The following is a 14,754-nucleotide window of genomic DNA, read 5'->3' as shown; positions in this document are numbered from 1 at the left end:
GCGCTATGTCTGTCTCGAGTCGCTCGCGTAATCGCACGTCCAGCCGATCAGGTAGTTCTCCGCGTTCTACCGCGCGGCGAACTGCCCACGGTGTTGGACCACGGTCGACGCGTCCACAGGCTCGCCGTAGCACCTCGCGCCATGACCCTGAATTTGAGCGTACGGGTAGCGCATTTGGTGCTGTCGGTAGTTCTTTGGGATCCATTTTCTCTGGTGCTGCCCGGGGAATCGGAGGGCTCACTCGGCGTTTTGCATCAAGCGATCACGGTTCTGATAACTACTACGAGGAGGATATGGATACTCCGACGGAAGTTATGGAATCTCCAGACTCCCAGGAAGACGGTACCGACTTCATAGAGCGGGTGCGTATTGGAGGCGGAGCTGACGGCTCGGCGATCGCTCTCTTTGCTTTCGCCATTATTTTGGCTGGAACTCTGTGGTTCAAAGTCGGCGGCGCAGTGGGTAACGGCATAGCCAACCTGCTCCAGTGGTTCGTCGGTGCAGGCGCAATGGTAGTTCCTGTCATTCTCGTATTCGGCGCATGGGTATTGATGGTGGGCGTAAGCACCACGCAGCACTCCACTCGCAGATTATGGTTGGGTTCAGTGTTGATCATCGCCGCGACGTTGGGAATGATTCACATTTTTGCTGGTTTACCGACGGACACCGTTGGTCGAGCCGCGGCAGGCGGAGTAATTGGACAGATTGTTGGCACGCCGATGGTGGTGGGATTCTCCCAATACCTCGCTATCCCATTACTCATCCTCCTCGTGTTCTATGGAGCGCTCCAGCTTACGGGCTTAACTATCGCTCAGGTGTATGGTGCAGTCCGTGATTGGTTGGGGGTAGGACTCTATGCGGATTCCACTGCGCGGCGTGAAAACCAGGATCAGGACGACGCTTATGGAGATGTCGATGAAGAAATCGAGCGCGCGATAGAAGAAGATCGTCCTGCGAGTGGTGGTCGAGCCTCACGTCCTCGACGCACCCTGTCCTCGAGCCCTATGGACAACTATCCCATCGATCCGCAGCAACAGACCAAGGTGCTGCCTACCGGCAGGGCGGCGTCGAACTATGAATCGGAACCAGAGCTGCGGACCGAATCCGGGGAATCACAAAAACCGCGGCGGCGTAACACCCGCAGAAAAGTAGGGAGCGCACAAGCCTCCGCTGCACCGCTGGATGACGTGGCTGAGCTGCTGGATGATGATGTCTGTCACGCTTCATCCGCGCAGGGTAATCAACCACTGACCCGCAACGCTTCGATGGCAGCCATGAAGACAGCGAAAGACACTGCGGCGGCGGGCAAGAAGGCAGGCAGGAATGACGCTCCCAGAGCTAAGAATGATCCAGTGGAGGGATCGCGGGAGGCTGTTCGCCAAGCGATTATCGCCCGATCCGGAATAGACGCCTCTGCTGTACCTGCATCCACCCCGAAATCAGAGACCGAACCAAAGGACAGTGGGGTCATCGCTCGGAAACCTGAGGGCGAATACGCGTTACCTTCAACCGATTTGTTGGTCCCTGGTGAGGCTCCTAAGACACGCTCCAAGGCGAATGATCGAATGATCGAAGCGATTACAGACGTGTTTGAGGAATTTAAAGTCGATGCCACGGTGACTGGTTTTTCTCGAGGACCAACTGTCACTCGATATGAAATCGAGCTGGGTCCGGGAGTGAAGGTCTCCAAGATCACTAACTTGCAGTCGAACATCGCCTATGCCGTGGCGAACGATAACGTACGCTTATTGACGCCTATTCCGGGAAAGTCTGCGGTCGGTATCGAGGTGCCAAACACTGACCGTGAATTAGTGCGTTTGGGAGATGTCCTTCATGCCCCAAAGGTTGTCGCCGACCATGATCCAATGCTCATCGGCCTAGGAAAAGACATTGAGGGTGACTTTGTGGCTCACTCGATCCAAAAGATGCCCCATCTTTTGGTTGCGGGTTCTACCGGGTCCGGTAAGTCGGCTTTCGTTAACTCCATGCTCGTTAGCTTGCTTACTCGCGCCACCCCTGATGAAGTGCGGCTCATTTTGGTGGATCCAAAAATGGTTGAGCTCACACCTTATGAGGGCATTGCCCACCTGATTACGCCGATCATTACGCAGCCTAAGAAGGCAGCCGCCGCTCTGACCTGGTTGGTCGAAGAGATGGAACAGCGGTACATGGACATGAAGTCTTGCCGCGTGCGCCACATCAAAGATTTCAACCGGAAAGTTAAATCTGGCGAGATCACTACGCCGTTGGGCAGTGAACGCGAATACCGCCCGTATCCGTACATTGTCTGCGTCGTCGATGAGTTGGCCGATCTAATGATGACCGCTCCGAAAGAGATTGAAGATGCGATTGTGCGCATCACCCAAAAGGCGCGGGCAGCGGGTATTCACCTTGTACTAGCTACCCAGCGCCCTTCTGTGGACGTAGTGACTGGGTTGATCAAGACGAATGTGCCATCCCGTTTGGCATTTGCCACCAGTTCTTTGACTGATTCCCGCGTGATTTTGGATCAAGCAGGCGCTGAAAAGCTCATTGGCATGGGCGATGGACTATTCATCCCTCAGGGAGCTGGAAAACCTCAGCGTCTGCAGGGGGCGTTTGTGACGGACGACGAGGTACAAGCAGTTGTCGATGCGGTGAAGGAACAAGCCCAGCCGAACTATACAGAGGGTGTGACCGATGACAAGACGGCTGAGGCGAAAAAGGACATTGACTCTGATATTGGCAATGATATGGAGGATCTGCTCCAGGCCGTAGAGCTCGTCGTAACCAGCCAGTTTGGCTCCACGTCTATGTTGCAGCGCAAACTACGCATCGGATTTGCCAAGGCAGGTCGTCTCATGGACCTGATGGAAACCCGAGGGGTAGTAGGCCCATCGGAGGGCTCTAAGGCGCGCGAAGTGTTGGTGAAGCCGGAAGAACTTGAAACAATTATCTGGATGATTAAGGGAGCTAAGCCGGAGGACGCGCCGAAGGATGTGGCGGTGGAGGAGTCTGCCACTGACGCTCCGATTGACGAAGGTAGTGGTACTGATTCCAATGGAACCGCAGGCCGCACGGGAGAATCGGGCCGTGACGGGACTCGCATCGTTCAGGCACATCCACCAGCCGGCGCGTTCTAAACGCTCGCGCTCAATCCCATGTACAGTGGGACTGGTGGAGGGGAGTACCCCACCCTTACGGCAAGAATCGTCAACACGGTTGCGCACATTGTGCAGACACATTGTGGCCCCGGTTCTGCCGGCTAGCTTTTTAGCTAGTGGGGGAGACCTCCGGTTTTTTGTCGTCGTCAAAGACCGGAGGTCTTTATCATGGAAGTTAATGGTTTTGTCTGGGCTCTCACCATCGTGGTGATCGCCGGTTTCTTCATCTTCGATTTCTTTTCACATGTGCGTACGCCGCACGAGCCATCTATTAAGGAATCCGCCGGGTGGTCGCTGTTCTATATTGGCCTCGCCTGTCTGTTCGGGCTATTCCTCTGGGCTACTTGGGGCGAGCCGGGCAATCCTCACCAGCACGGCATAGAGTTCTTCACTGGGTACGTGACCGAAAAAGCTCTGAGTATAGATAACCTTTTCGTCTTCGCGCTTATCATGACGAGCTTTAAGGTACCTCGTAAGTACCAGCAAAAAGTGTTGCTCATTGGCATTGCCATCGCTTTGTTATTGCGTTTAATTTTCATTATAGCCGGTGCTGCAGTTATCGAATTGTGGTCCGACGTCTTCTACATTTTCGGTATCTTTCTTCTGTGGACCGCTGGAAAACTTCTCTGGGATGAGATTTCCGATAAGGAAGAAACTGATCCGAACGACATGTTTGTGGTGAAGATGATCCGCAAAGTTGTCCCGGTTCACGATGACTACCACGGAGACAAGCTTTCCTTTAAGAAAGACGGCAAACGTGTATTGACGCCACTATTTGTTGCCTTGCTAGCTATTGGATTTGTGGATGTCCTCTTTGCACTCGATTCCATCCCTGCTATCTACGGCATTACTCAAGAACCTTACGTGGTCTTCACAACGAATGCCTTTGCCTTGCTGGGACTACGTCAGCTCTACTTCCTGCTGGATGGACTCCTCGATAAGCTCGTGTACCTGTCCTATGGACTTTCGTTAATTTTGGCGTTCATCGGTGTGAAATTGTTGCTTCATGCTTTGCATGAGAACAAACTTCCGTTCATCAATGGTGGAGAAAACGTCACGGTTTTCGAGGTTCCGGTGGAGCTGTCCCTGGTTGTGATCCTCGGGATTTTGCTACTCACTACCTTCCTATCTCTGACGGTAGGTAACCGCCTGGAAGCGGAAAAGAACGCTCAGGAACCGACTGCAGGTTTGGATAAAGAGATGAAAGGAAACACTGAGCAGAGCAATGCTCAAAGCACGACCGTCAACGGTGCCCGAGCCGATGCTTCGGTAGAGTAGTCACCGTGAGTAAGACTGAGGGTTCGGCAGGGACGCACGGTGAGGCGTCCACGTTTGGAACATTGGTTCGCAAGACCAGCATGCCTAATGTGTTGACCACGATACGCATTGTGTTCATCCCTGTTTTCCTCTGGCTGATCCTCACCACAGAGGGGTGGCGTGACGGCTTCGGCGCCTCCTATACCCACCGTTGGTGGGCTCTTGTGGCTTTTTGCTTGCTGATGTTGACCGATCAGCTTGACGGTTTTTTGGCGCGCAAGTACTCAGTTATCACCGATTTCGGCAAACTAGCTGATCCCATCGCGGACAAGGCACTGATGATTGCCGCCCTGCTCAGCCTGAACCTCTTGGGGGAGTTGTGGTGGTGGGTCACCGCAATCATCGTGATACGTGAGCTAGGAATCACGTTGTGGCGAATGGTCTTGGCTCGGCGAGGATTAGTGGTGCCAGCGTCTAAGGGCGGCAAGCTAAAAACTGTTTTGCAGACTGCAGCTGTGGCTTGGTACATCCTGCCTATTGCGGGGGTAGTTACGTGGATTGCGCATCTCTTTATGGCCGCCGCGCTATTGGTCACCGTCGTCACTGGTGTTCAATACATCGTAGACAGCAAGAAACAGTAGCCCGTGCTCACCGGTGATTATTGCAGATGAATTTGAGTGAACAACTCCGCAACCAGGGGCGATCCCTGAGCCGAGAATTGGTACAACTCTGCCGCGCTAAAGGTCTTACTGTGGCCACGGCTGAATCGTTGACTGCCGGTTTGTGTGCCGCAACCATTGCTGATATTCCTGGGGCCAGCTCGGTATTGCGGGGTGGCCTTGTAGTGTATGCCACGGAGCTGAAACACGACTTAGCTGGTGTGTCGGCTTCTCTTCTCAAACAGGTTGGGGCGGTGGATCCTGGCGTTGCGATCGAACTGGCCGCGGGAGCCGCGCGTCGTTGCGGAGCGGATCTAGGTCTTGGTCTGACAGGGGTGGCTGGGCCGGATCCTCAGGATGGGCATCCCGTCGGTGATGTCTTTATCGGGGTGAGTTACAGGGGAGAAGGCGGTGTTTACACGATGTGTGCCTCACAACGTGCGGATTCTATGGATTCTGAGAGTGCACGGCAAGTTATCCGTTTACAAGCTGTGAATGAGGCGCTGGTTGCAGCGTTGCGTACGATAAAAAGTTAGGATAGCGGGGAACAAATCAGTGGGTTAATCCGTTGGGATGAGTGATGACACAACAAACAATTGTGAGAGATGCCGCTCAAAGCGATGTCTCCGATTCCCAGGTGCGTGCTGCTTCGTTCAATCTGTCTGGCAAAGAGCCGCTGTTGCGCGAGGCGCTCGGTGCAACCCTTAAAGAGTTTCGTTCCCAGAGTGGATTCACGCTGCGCGAACTCGCACAAGTAGCCAGCGTAAGCCCTGGCTACTTGTCCGAGTTGGAGCGTGGGCGAAAGGAAGTTTCCTCCGAACTTCTGGCGAGTGTTTGCCACGCTATGGGAGTTTCGGTTGCTTCTGTCATTTTAGAGGCAGCATCCATGATGGCTTTGGACGCAGCGGCCGCGGAACTAGCTGCGTCGATGGTGCCGGTGAACACGTCACGGTAGACCTGCGTGAGGCCGGATGTTTAAGAATTAACCGTATGACGATCGAGCGTGCGCCAACTCACCGTGCACGTTTTCTACAAGGAGTATTCAATGGCGAACCCTTTATCCAAGGGCTGGAAGTACCTCATGGCCATGTTCGACAGCAAGATTGAGGAAAACGCAGATCCAAAGATTCAAATTGAGCAGGCCATCCAGGAAGCTCAGCGTCAGCATAAGGCGTTGTCCCAGCAGGCTGCCGCGGTAATTGGCAATCAGCGTCAGTTGGAGATGAAGCTTAACCGTGGTCTAGAGGATATTGAGAACCTCCAAGCCCGTACTAAGAACGCGTTGCAACTGGCGGATAAGGCACGCACTGAGGGCGATACACAAAAAGCCACTGAGTACGAGAACGCCGCGGAGGCTTTCGCTGCGCAATTGGTCACCGCGGAGCAAAATGTCGAAGATCTGAAGGTCATGCACGATCAGTCGTTGCACAGCGCAGAGCAAGCGCGTCAGGCTGTGGAGCGTAACGCCATGCAACTTCAGCAGAAAACTGCTGAGCGCACCAAGCTGCTGAGCCAACTGGAGCAGGCGAAGATGCAAGAGCAGGTGGCTGAGACACTCACTTCGATGGATTCGCTCACGACCGCCTCCGGTCCAAATCTGGATCAGATTCGGGAGAAGATTGAGTCTCGCTACGCGAACGCCCTGGGTCAGGCTGAGCTGGCTCAGAGTTCTGTACAAAATCGCATGATGGAAGTGGAGCAAGCTAGTGTCCAACTGGCTGGTCATTCTCGCCTGGAACAGCTCCGTTCGGAAATGAATGCCACACAGCATCAAATTTCGGCGTCTCCGGATTCTCAATCGAAGAAGGATGAAGTTGCGGATGACCCTGTTGCACAGCGTATGCGGGAGTTGCGTGAAGAGTCTTAGTCTCCGACGCCGCGGCTCATGAGAGCCTCACCAATTGCTTTAGCCCGCAGGAGGGAACGCACAATCACCGGTACGCCAAAAGCCACGATTGACGCGCCTCCGCCGCGGGCTTTTCGTGCATCGAGAACCTCGTTGACCGTCTGCATCTGTAGGGGGATGAGCCGCATCGTCAGCGACATCGCTAAGGAGATGGATTCAACGGGTACGCCCCACCTTTTTAAGGGATGAAGCGCATGTTCCAAGGTGTCCATCATGTCGCTGACCTTGGTAGTCATTGTCAGTAGGATGGCGAATGCCACTGCGGAGAATATCACCATGGAGTGCACTGCAGCGTGAATAAATGAGGTGCGCCACCAGAGTAGAGCCGCCAACAGTAATAAGACCGGCAGTGGAACAATAAGTTGAGACATTGCTTGACGGGGAGTGATCCGAGCAAGAACGTAGCTACCTAGAGTGACTCCGAGAGTTACTACAGCCCACGGGACTGTGTGTACGAAAAGCGCGGTGACGAGCAAAAAGAGAACGAGCCCTAAAGTTTTTGTCCCCGCCGACATTCGGTGAAGGGGAGATCGGCCTGGAATATAGGCTGAATCTGGGACGCGGAGATGGAGAGAAGGTCTCATGTTTTACATACGCTCCACATAGGCATCTATGACCGCGCGGGGGCTGGGCGAGGGCAAACGTGGATCTGCTGAATCATCGACTATGCGTCCTTCATCAAGACAAATTACGCGGTCGACATCGGTGAGCAGATTGAGATCGTGAGTGACGATGATCATCTGCTGGGGAAGTGAGTGCAGCATGCGCGCGACTTTCTTGCGGTTGCGCAGATCAAGTAGCGTCGTTGGTTCGTCAGCAATGATGAGTTCTGGCTCCAGCACAGTAATTGAGGCGAGGGCCAGCAATTGTTTTTCGCCCCCGGAAAGTTGATGGGGTGATTGTTCTTTGCGGTCTGCTAGACCCATAGTGTTGAGAGCGTGGTGAACTTTCTCATTACGCTGTGCCCGGGAGAGCTTGCGGCGGCGTAGAGAAAAAGCGACATCCTCTTCTACGGTGGGCATGATGATTTGGTTGTCTGCGTCGGAAAAAATAAACCCGACTCTGTTGCGTACCTCTTTTCCTTGTGTCTCGACGTTGAGGTTATCGACGCAGACGGTTCCGGAAGACGGAGAGATGAGTCCATTAATCATGTGTGCCATGGTCGATTTTCCTGACCCGTTAGCGCCGATGATTCCTATTCGGTGTTCGCTAAGGGACAGCGAGAATTGCTCGAGGATCGTTCTTTGGCCGATGCGGAGTGAGGCGTCAGAGAAAGTGATGGTAGGCACGGTATCTGTTGGTGGGGCTCTGGTTGGAGTGTCAGTGATGGCACATGGGTGAAGTGGCGTGTGGCGGGGATAAATTAGCGCCGGAGCAGGTCGGGCACTGCCTTAGTGACGGCAACTGCGATGCTCGCGGCTAGGACTACTTTGAGCAGATCCCCAGGTATGAACGGTAGGTTCGTGCCCGCAGCGGCAGGAAAATCAAGTCCGAGGCGAGCCATGAGCCCGATGGTTCCACATGCATACTGGATGATTACGCCAATAATGCCGGCAATGACGAAGGTGGCCAAGCGATAACCCGTTTTCGTTGCATCCCGTGGTGCGCGTTCGGCTATAGCCCCAACAACGAAGGCAGAGATGAGGTAGCCGGCGAGATAGCCAACCGTCGGGCCGGCGAGCGCGCTGATGGTTGGGTGCCAGCCGGCTAGGTTCGGCACGCCAACTAACCCCACAGCTAGGAAAAGAGCGGTGGTGAGGCCCCCGCGAACGCAACCGAGTAGCATGGCGGCTAGAAGTATTCCCATGTTTTGGAGAACGATGGGGACACCTGTGCTGCCTATGGGGACTGCCACAGCTCCGAGCACGATGATGAGCGCAGCGAATGTGGCGATATATGCGATATCCACGGTCTTAAAAGATGTCATGGCGATTATCTAACCACGGAATTAAACGCTGTTCAAGAATGATGTGAACAGTGTTCAATAAACTCCGCATATGTCACTGAGGTGTAGGGTTGAGCCCCATGCGGAGAGCAGAGTTTGATCGGTTGGTAGATGGAGAGTTTGGTGACTCTTTCGGTACGTGGATTGCCAGCACTCACGTCTTAGAGGCATATGGGGACACGACCGAAAAGCTCATCGAACAAGGGGTCGATCTTAGAGATGTCTGGTGCGCTTTGTGTGATGACTTTGAGGTTCCGCCACAGAGACGGCTTGGGGCTGACCTTTAGGGCTGTCCACCTGCAGTTATTTGGAATAATAGAGAGAACGCCTGAATGCCACCCACATGAAGTGGTTGGGTAACGTTTGGGGCGGGAGGCTGTGGAGATAGGAAAGGCCACGAAGGGCTTCAAATAAGTATTCGAACAGAGGTTCGTGTAAGGTGTTGGTCTGTACGTAGTGCAGAGTAGAAATACTCCGTGGAAATGAATCCAGAGTTGAAATACCCACCAGAAATGTTCACGATGTGCAAATAAGGGTGAACGAAACGGCGGCGTCCGGAGTTCAATAGTGCATGACTCATTCACAGACGCAACCGGATACTTATACTCTCAATGCGCATTGTGACCATGATGGGGTACCTAAGGAAAACAGCAAGGAGCTAGAGGACATGCCACCGAAGAAGAAGAGTACTGCGACGGCGGGTAATGATCGCACAAAGGCTCTTGATTTGGCAATGGCGCAGATCGAGAAAGACTTTGGCAAGGGCGCAATCATGCGTCTCGGTGACGATAATCGTCCTCCGATCAGCGCTATCTCTTCCGGCAACATTGCTATTAACGTCGCGCTCGGAATTGGTGGATTCCCACGCGGCCGCGTAGTAGAGATTTATGGTCCAGAATCCTCCGGTAAAACCACGGTGGCCTTGCATGCAATTGCTCAGGCGCAAAAGGGCGGGGGAATCGCGGCGTTCATCGATGCCGAGCATGCTTTGGATCCTGAATACGCTCGCGCATTGGGCGTGGACACCGACGCGCTACTGGTCTCTCAGCCAGATACAGGCGAGCAAGCATTGGAAATCGCAGATATGCTTATTCGCTCCGGTGCGATTGACATCATTGTCATCGACTCCGTCGCGGCACTGACCCCGAAAGCGGAAATCGATGGCGATATGGGAGATTCCCATGTAGGTCTACAAGCACGTCTGATGAGTCAAGCTCTGCGCAAAATGACCGGTGCTCTCCACCAGACCGGAACCACTGCAATTTTCATTAACCAGTTGCGAGAGAAGATCGGTGTGATGTTCGGTTCGCCGGAGACCACGACAGGCGGCAAGGCATTGAAATTCTATGCTTCTGTGCGCTGTGACATTCGCCGCATTCAAGCTCTGAAGGACGGCACTGACGTGGTGGGCAATCGCACGCGTTTGAAGGTGGTGAAGAATAAGGTTTCCCCACCATTTAAGATTGCTGAATTCGACATTCTCTATGGTGAAGGCATCTCCCGCGAAGGCTCCATTATTGATCTCGGCGTTGAGGCCGGAATTATTAAGAAGTCCGGTGCGTGGTACACCTATGAGGGCGACCAGCTAGGACAAGGGAAGGAAAAGGCCCGTGACTTCCTGAAGCACAATCCGGAATTGGCTGAGAAGTTGGAAGATCGCATCATGCAGGTCTTGAAAGTAGGGCCTTATGCGAACAAGAAGGATCAAGAGGTTGACGTTGATCCTGACGATCAGCCAATTGATCTGGCTCCTAACTTTGACGATGACGACGAATAGCAGCCTCGACAAGAAAATTTCTCAGCTGAAAGAAGCACTGCGAGAATGGGAGTCGCAGGAGACTCCCTCTCTCATAGACGTTGATGAGGAGAGAGCTCTAGCGCCTGTGAAAGCCAAAGCCATTCGGCTCCTCAACCACCGTGATCGCTCTGCCTATGAGTTGCGTTCCCGGCTGTTGGAAGCTGAGTTTGACAGCGATCTCGTTGATGCTGTGGTGGAGCGGTGCGTCGCCAACGGAATGGTGGATGATTCTCGATTCGCAGTCGAGTGGATGCGTCAGCGTCATAAAAATCAGAAAAAGTCTGCTGCAGTGTTACGGCACGAGCTGCAAGCTAAAGGCGTAGCCTCAGAAATAATTGACGATGCTCTCAAAGACATCACGGCTGAAGACAACGCAGCAGTTCTCGCGGCGCTTGTGAACAAGAAAGCTCAAAGTGTGAAGACGGTGCCTGAGACGCGCGCTGAATACGACAAATATCTGCGTCGTATTCTCGGCGTAGCGGCGAGGCGAGGGTTTCCTCAGGCCCAGAGCTTTGCCGCCGCGCAGCGTGCATTGAACCATCGAATAGATGAACTCAAGGGTTAAAGACTTGCACCTGCTTAGCCGAAAGACTTAAGAACCGCGCTCTGATCTCAAGGGGATAACAGAGCTCAGGGCGCCTACGGAGCGTAGCGTGCGTTCCCGGTTTATGTGCGCGCGACCATCTCATTCGTTGATGCGGCTTATTCGTAGGTGTGACGCAGATCCTTATGGGATGCGTCGTGCCAGTCAACATTGGCGGCATCCTTGGTCTCGAGCCCCACATCCCTCTGATGTGGAACTTTTGCCACGATATTGCGGCGTGCGCGACCAGCTCGAAGTTGAGTTTCGACACGTTCGGCGAGAACGCTGAGCGTGTAGTTCAGAATGATCATAATGATCGCCACGACAGCCATCGCTGCGAAGTAGTTGCGGAACCACGATGCAGACTGCAGACCCGAACGAACGACCTCAATGTAGCCGATGAGGTAGCCCAAAGCAGAGTCTTTCAGGGCAATAACCATTTGTGAAATCAAGGCAGGAAGCATAGAGGCGACAGCTTGCGGAAGCAAAATACGGAACATGGTTTGCATACGGGATAGCCCCAGAGCCATAGCGGCCTCTTCTTGGCCCGCAGGTAGAGCCTTTATACCCGAACGCAAGATTTCTGCGATGACGGAACCGTTGTACATCGTTAACCCAAAAACAACAGCCGCGAAAGCAAGATGCTTGGTGAGGACAATCCCATAGAGAGCGAAGACTTGATAAGCGAAAATCATCAACAGCAGGACGGGGATGGCGCGGAAAAATTCCACGATCACACCACAGATGCTGCGGACGACTACATTGTGCGAAAGCCGACCAATACCGAGAGCTCCACCGATGACCAGTGCAAAAAGAATGGAGAGGACAGCGGCTTTCACCGTTCCCCATAGGCCAGGGAGGATATATGTGGTCCACATATGCCCTTCGAGGAATGGGGACCACTTATCGGAGTCGAATTGCCCATTGGCGTGCAGGATGCGTCCCGCCCAGACGAGAATGAGCGCGGCGATAACCACCGTAGCGACGGTCAGGATCTTGTTGATGCGCTCTCCACGGGATCCGGGAGTGTCATAGAGAACTGTTGCGTGTGCAGACATTAACGTTTCACCGCCAATCGCTTACCGGCTGCGCCGAAAATTAATCCGGTCGGCAGCGTGAGAATCATAAAGCCGAGTGCGATAATGCCGAAGATCACGAAAACCTGGTCGGCGTAATTTTCCACGGAGGTTTTCATGAGCAAGGAAGCTTCAGCAACACCAATAACTGAAGCAATTGTCGTGTTCTTGGTCAATGCTATGAGCGTGTTACCCAATGGAACAATTGCTCCCCGTAGTGCCTGGGGGAAAATGATGTAGCGGAAATTTTGCATAAACGTCAGCCCCAAGGAACGAGCTGCTTCAGCTTGCCCGAACGGCACGGTGTTAATACCTGAGCGCAAGGACTCGGCCACGAAGGATGAAGTGTAGATAACGAACGCCAGGACAGCCAAGTTGAAGTTGTTCTGCGTCGTAAAATTCGGTCCCTGGGGAGCCAGCGTGATATCGAGATTGACATAAAGGCCGAGAGAAGCAAACAACACAATCAACGTGAGAGGCGTATTGCGTGTGGTGTTGATGTAGAAAGTCGCGATAGTACGCAGGATTCCGACCGGAGACACTCTCATTGCTGTGAGGATAGTTCCGAAGATCATAGAGCCCAGCGCAGACCAGAAGGTCAATTTGATGGTTGTCCAAAATGCTGGAATCAATTCAGGAGCCATATCAGCCCATAGATCTGCATTCATTGTTGACTAGCCTCCTTCCTATTTCTTAGTGAAGGAGAGGTCACCAATTTTTGGTTTATCTCCTGGTTCGATGGCATCGCCAAGATTCTTACTCATGATGCGCTTGTACTCGCCTGAATCGTGCATTTCGTTAAGAGCATCATTGATGAGCGCAAGTGCTTCCGGCTGATTCTTTGCAAGTCCGATGCCGTAGTTTTCATTGGTCCAATAAGATCCGTCATCTTTTCTCATTTCCACCACGCGCATCTGACCCTTGTACTGTTCAGCAAATCCCGCGAGGATGGTCGCATCCGTGGTGAGCGCATCAACCTTGCCGCGGGATAGAGCCTCCACACAGGCAGAGTAGGTGTCGAATTCCTGAAGTTGGACTTCGGGCAGAGCACTCTTAATCTTCTGAGCTGGGGTAGAGCCCGTGACAGAGCACAGTTTGGTTGATGCATTCATGTCTTGGAGCTTGGTAATAGTGCTGTCTTTACGTACAAGCAGTGCTTGATGGGTCACCAAGTAGGGGCCGGCAAAATCGACAGCGCGCAGGCGGGAGGCGCTAATAGAATACGTCGCCGCAATCATATCGACTTCGCCGTTGTTAATGAGAGTTTCGCGTTGTGCCGAGGGTGTTTCGCGCCAGGTAATCTCGGGAACATCCCATCCCTTATGTTTGGCGATATAGCTGATGACATACCGCGATACGTCTGTATCCACCCCCTCAAAATTCTTATCGGGCGTGCGTACTCCAAGGCCCGGTTGGTCAAACTTTGTTCCAAGAATCACGTGTCCGGATTCAATGGAGCTCAGTAGACTACGTGCCTCATTACCGCTACAGGCGGTGAGTGAAACCACGCCAAGAACGGCAAGAACTGCGGCTGTTAGGCGTCGAAAAAATGTCATAGTCTTGTAGCTTTCTCTACTCTTCTCAGCAGTGGGTCGTCACCCAGCGGGTTAATGACCCAGAATCTTGCTGAGGAAGTCCTTGGCTCGATCGGATTCGGGGTGGGAGAAGAAAGACTCGGGATCGGTGTCCTCCACGATTGTGCCGTCGGCCATAAAGAGAATGCGGTCAGCGACTTTCCGGGCAAATCCCATTTCATGCGTGACACAAACCATTGTCATTCCTGACCGTGCGAGATCAGCCATGACATCGAGCACCTCGTTGATCATTTCTGGATCCAGTGCAGATGTTGGCTCGTCGAAGAGCATAACTTTGGGGTCCATGGCCAATGCTCGGGCAATGGCCACGCGCTGTTGCTGGCCGCCAGATAGTTGGGCTGGATACTTTTCAGCTTGGTGAGCGATTCCCACGCGTTCGAGCAGTTCCATAGCCCGCTTTTTTGCTTCGGCCTTCGACTGCTTACGGACTTTCATAGGAGCCAATGTGACGTTATCCAGGATGGTCATATGGCTGAAGAGGTTGAAAGACTGGAAGACCATGCCGACTTCAGCCCGAAGTTTTGCTAAGTCTTTACCTTCTTCGGGAAGAAGCGTACCTCCGATACGGATTTCTCCTTCATCGATGGTCTCAAGGCGGTTGATTGTGCGGCAGAGCGTGGATTTTCCAGAACCGGATGGGCCTAGTAGCACGACAACCTGGCCGGATGGTATTTCCAAGTTGATGTCACGGAGAGCGTGGTAGTCGCCGAAGTGCTTGTTCACGCCTCGAATTGAGATCATCGAGGTCGATGCGTTGTTGTTCGTCATGAAAACATCCTATAGCGACGTAGC

Annotated in this window: 16 protein-coding genes; 9 read left to right on the top strand and 7 right to left on the bottom strand. The window is 53.3% G+C overall.

Annotation, left to right across the window (positions count from 1 at the left end):
- Nucleotides 1-5: 5 nt before the first annotated feature.
- The 6 genes from GP473_RS05245 (at nucleotide 6) to GP473_RS05220 (ending at nucleotide 6,926) form a co-directional block, all read left to right on the top strand.
- Nucleotides 6-3,122: a DNA translocase FtsK gene (locus GP473_RS05245; RefSeq protein ID WP_186276656.1), complete on the top strand. Its 3,117-nt coding sequence runs from the start codon at nucleotides 6-8 to the stop codon at nucleotides 3,120-3,122.
- A gap of 189 nt (nucleotides 3,123-3,311) precedes the next feature.
- Nucleotides 3,312-4,421 (top strand): TerC family protein, encoded by a 1,110-nt coding sequence (locus GP473_RS05240; protein WP_185769884.1) that lies wholly within the window; start codon nucleotides 3,312-3,314, stop codon nucleotides 4,419-4,421.
- An 80-nt stretch (nucleotides 4,422-4,501) separates the two neighbouring features.
- Entirely contained in the window at nucleotides 4,502-5,041 is a 540-nt protein-coding gene (pgsA, locus tag GP473_RS05235; protein WP_186277283.1) for a CDP-diacylglycerol--glycerol-3-phosphate 3-phosphatidyltransferase, read from the top strand.
- 26 nt (nucleotides 5,042-5,067) lie between these two features.
- Nucleotides 5,068-5,595, top strand: a complete 528-nt coding sequence (locus GP473_RS05230; protein WP_186276655.1) for a CinA family protein — start codon at nucleotides 5,068-5,070, stop codon at nucleotides 5,593-5,595.
- A 44-nt stretch (nucleotides 5,596-5,639) separates the two neighbouring features.
- A complete protein-coding gene (locus GP473_RS05225) occupies nucleotides 5,640-6,014 on the top strand; it encodes a helix-turn-helix domain-containing protein (RefSeq protein WP_185769882.1) in 375 nt (124 codons plus the stop codon).
- 90 nt (nucleotides 6,015-6,104) lie between these two features.
- Entirely contained in the window at nucleotides 6,105-6,926 is an 822-nt protein-coding gene (locus GP473_RS05220; RefSeq protein ID WP_185769881.1) for a PspA/IM30 family protein, read from the top strand.
- Here GP473_RS05220 and GP473_RS05215 read toward each other — a convergent pair.
- From GP473_RS05215 to GP473_RS05205, 3 genes are all read right to left on the bottom strand, one after another.
- Nucleotides 6,923-7,549 (bottom strand): energy-coupling factor transporter transmembrane component T family protein, encoded by a 627-nt coding sequence (locus GP473_RS05215; protein WP_185769880.1) that lies wholly within the window; start codon nucleotides 7,547-7,549, stop codon nucleotides 6,923-6,925. The two genes, GP473_RS05220 and GP473_RS05215, sit on opposite strands and share 4 nt — an antisense overlap.
- A gap of 3 nt (nucleotides 7,550-7,552) precedes the next feature.
- A complete protein-coding gene (locus tag GP473_RS05210; protein ID WP_185769879.1) occupies nucleotides 7,553-8,254 on the bottom strand; it encodes an energy-coupling factor ABC transporter ATP-binding protein in 702 nt (233 codons plus the stop codon).
- Between the two features lie 74 nt (nucleotides 8,255-8,328).
- Nucleotides 8,329-8,892 carry a biotin transporter BioY gene (locus GP473_RS05205; protein ID WP_185769878.1) on the bottom strand — a complete coding sequence of 188 codons (564 nt, stop codon included), beginning with the start codon at nucleotides 8,890-8,892 and terminating at the stop codon, nucleotides 8,329-8,331.
- 98 nt (nucleotides 8,893-8,990) lie between these two features.
- Between GP473_RS05205 and GP473_RS05200 the strand changes: the two genes are divergently transcribed.
- The 3 genes from GP473_RS05200 (at nucleotide 8,991) to GP473_RS05190 (ending at nucleotide 11,273) form a co-directional block, all read left to right on the top strand.
- Complete coding sequence (locus GP473_RS05200; protein ID WP_186276654.1) at nucleotides 8,991-9,197, top strand: DUF3046 domain-containing protein; 207 nt, start codon at nucleotides 8,991-8,993, stop codon at nucleotides 9,195-9,197.
- A 380-nt stretch (nucleotides 9,198-9,577) separates the two neighbouring features.
- Entirely contained in the window at nucleotides 9,578-10,687 is a 1,110-nt protein-coding gene (gene recA / locus GP473_RS05195) for a recombinase RecA (RefSeq protein WP_185770697.1), read from the top strand.
- Entirely contained in the window at nucleotides 10,674-11,273 is a 600-nt protein-coding gene (locus GP473_RS05190) for a regulatory protein RecX (RefSeq protein ID WP_185769876.1), read from the top strand. Before recA ends, GP473_RS05190 begins: the two co-directional genes overlap by 14 nt.
- A gap of 137 nt (nucleotides 11,274-11,410) precedes the next feature.
- Here GP473_RS05190 and GP473_RS05185 read toward each other — a convergent pair whose 3' ends face one another.
- Genes GP473_RS05185 through gluA form a run of 4 tightly spaced genes read right to left on the bottom strand, consistent with a single transcriptional unit; the run spans nucleotide 11,411 to nucleotide 14,703 of the window.
- Nucleotides 11,411-12,349, bottom strand: a complete 939-nt coding sequence (locus GP473_RS05185; protein WP_186276653.1) for an amino acid ABC transporter permease — start codon at nucleotides 12,347-12,349, stop codon at nucleotides 11,411-11,413.
- Nucleotides 12,349-13,035 (bottom strand): amino acid ABC transporter permease, encoded by a 687-nt coding sequence (locus GP473_RS05180; RefSeq protein WP_185769874.1) that lies wholly within the window; start codon nucleotides 13,033-13,035, stop codon nucleotides 12,349-12,351. The genes GP473_RS05185 and GP473_RS05180 overlap by 1 nt, the downstream gene beginning before the upstream one ends.
- An 18-nt stretch (nucleotides 13,036-13,053) precedes the next feature.
- Nucleotides 13,054-13,923, bottom strand: a complete 870-nt coding sequence (locus GP473_RS05175; protein ID WP_185769873.1) for a glutamate ABC transporter substrate-binding protein — start codon at nucleotides 13,921-13,923, stop codon at nucleotides 13,054-13,056.
- A 51-nt stretch (nucleotides 13,924-13,974) separates the two neighbouring features.
- Complete coding sequence (gene gluA / locus GP473_RS05170) at nucleotides 13,975-14,703, bottom strand: glutamate ABC transporter ATP-binding protein GluA (RefSeq protein ID WP_185770696.1); 729 nt, start codon at nucleotides 14,701-14,703, stop codon at nucleotides 13,975-13,977.
- Nucleotides 14,704-14,754: the final 51 nt, after the last annotated feature.

The organism is Corynebacterium anserum, from assembly GCF_014262665.1.
Lineage (GTDB): Bacteria > Actinomycetota > Actinomycetes > Mycobacteriales > Mycobacteriaceae > Corynebacterium > Corynebacterium anserum.
This window is presented reverse-complemented; position numbering and strand designations above follow the sequence as displayed.

What these genes read in the sequence shown, in the direction of transcription:
- GP473_RS05245 (WP_186276656.1), top strand. Translation starts at nt 6, where the DNA reads ATGTCTGTCTCGAGTCGCTCGCGTAATCGCACGTCCAGCCGATCAGGT.
- GP473_RS05240 (WP_185769884.1), top strand. Translation starts at nt 3,312, where the DNA reads ATGGAAGTTAATGGTTTTGTCTGGGCTCTCACCATCGTGGTGATCGCC.
- pgsA (WP_186277283.1), top strand. Translation starts at nt 4,502, where the DNA reads ATGCCTAATGTGTTGACCACGATACGCATTGTGTTCATCCCTGTTTTC.
- GP473_RS05230 (WP_186276655.1), top strand. Translation starts at nt 5,068, where the DNA reads ATGAATTTGAGTGAACAACTCCGCAACCAGGGGCGATCCCTGAGCCGA.
- GP473_RS05225 (WP_185769882.1), top strand. Translation starts at nt 5,640, where the DNA reads ATGACACAACAAACAATTGTGAGAGATGCCGCTCAAAGCGATGTCTCC.
- GP473_RS05220 (WP_185769881.1), top strand. Translation starts at nt 6,105, where the DNA reads ATGGCGAACCCTTTATCCAAGGGCTGGAAGTACCTCATGGCCATGTTC.
- GP473_RS05215 (WP_185769880.1), bottom strand. Translation starts at nt 7,549, where the DNA reads ATGAGACCTTCTCTCCATCTCCGCGTCCCAGATTCAGCCTATATTCCA.
- GP473_RS05205 (WP_185769878.1), bottom strand. Translation starts at nt 8,892, where the DNA reads ATGACATCTTTTAAGACCGTGGATATCGCATATATCGCCACATTCGCT.
- GP473_RS05200 (WP_186276654.1), top strand. Translation starts at nt 8,991, where the DNA reads ATGCGGAGAGCAGAGTTTGATCGGTTGGTAGATGGAGAGTTTGGTGAC.
- recA (WP_185770697.1), top strand. Translation starts at nt 9,578, where the DNA reads ATGCCACCGAAGAAGAAGAGTACTGCGACGGCGGGTAATGATCGCACA.
- GP473_RS05190 (WP_185769876.1), top strand. Translation starts at nt 10,674, where the DNA reads ATGACGACGAATAGCAGCCTCGACAAGAAAATTTCTCAGCTGAAAGAA.
- GP473_RS05185 (WP_186276653.1), bottom strand. Translation starts at nt 12,349, where the DNA reads ATGTCTGCACACGCAACAGTTCTCTATGACACTCCCGGATCCCGTGGA.
- GP473_RS05180 (WP_185769874.1), bottom strand. Translation starts at nt 13,035, where the DNA reads ATGAATGCAGATCTATGGGCTGATATGGCTCCTGAATTGATTCCAGCA.
- GP473_RS05175 (WP_185769873.1), bottom strand. Translation starts at nt 13,923, where the DNA reads ATGACATTTTTTCGACGCCTAACAGCCGCAGTTCTTGCCGTTCTTGGC.
- gluA (WP_185770696.1), bottom strand. Translation starts at nt 14,703, where the DNA reads ATGATCTCAATTCGAGGCGTGAACAAGCACTTCGGCGACTACCACGCT.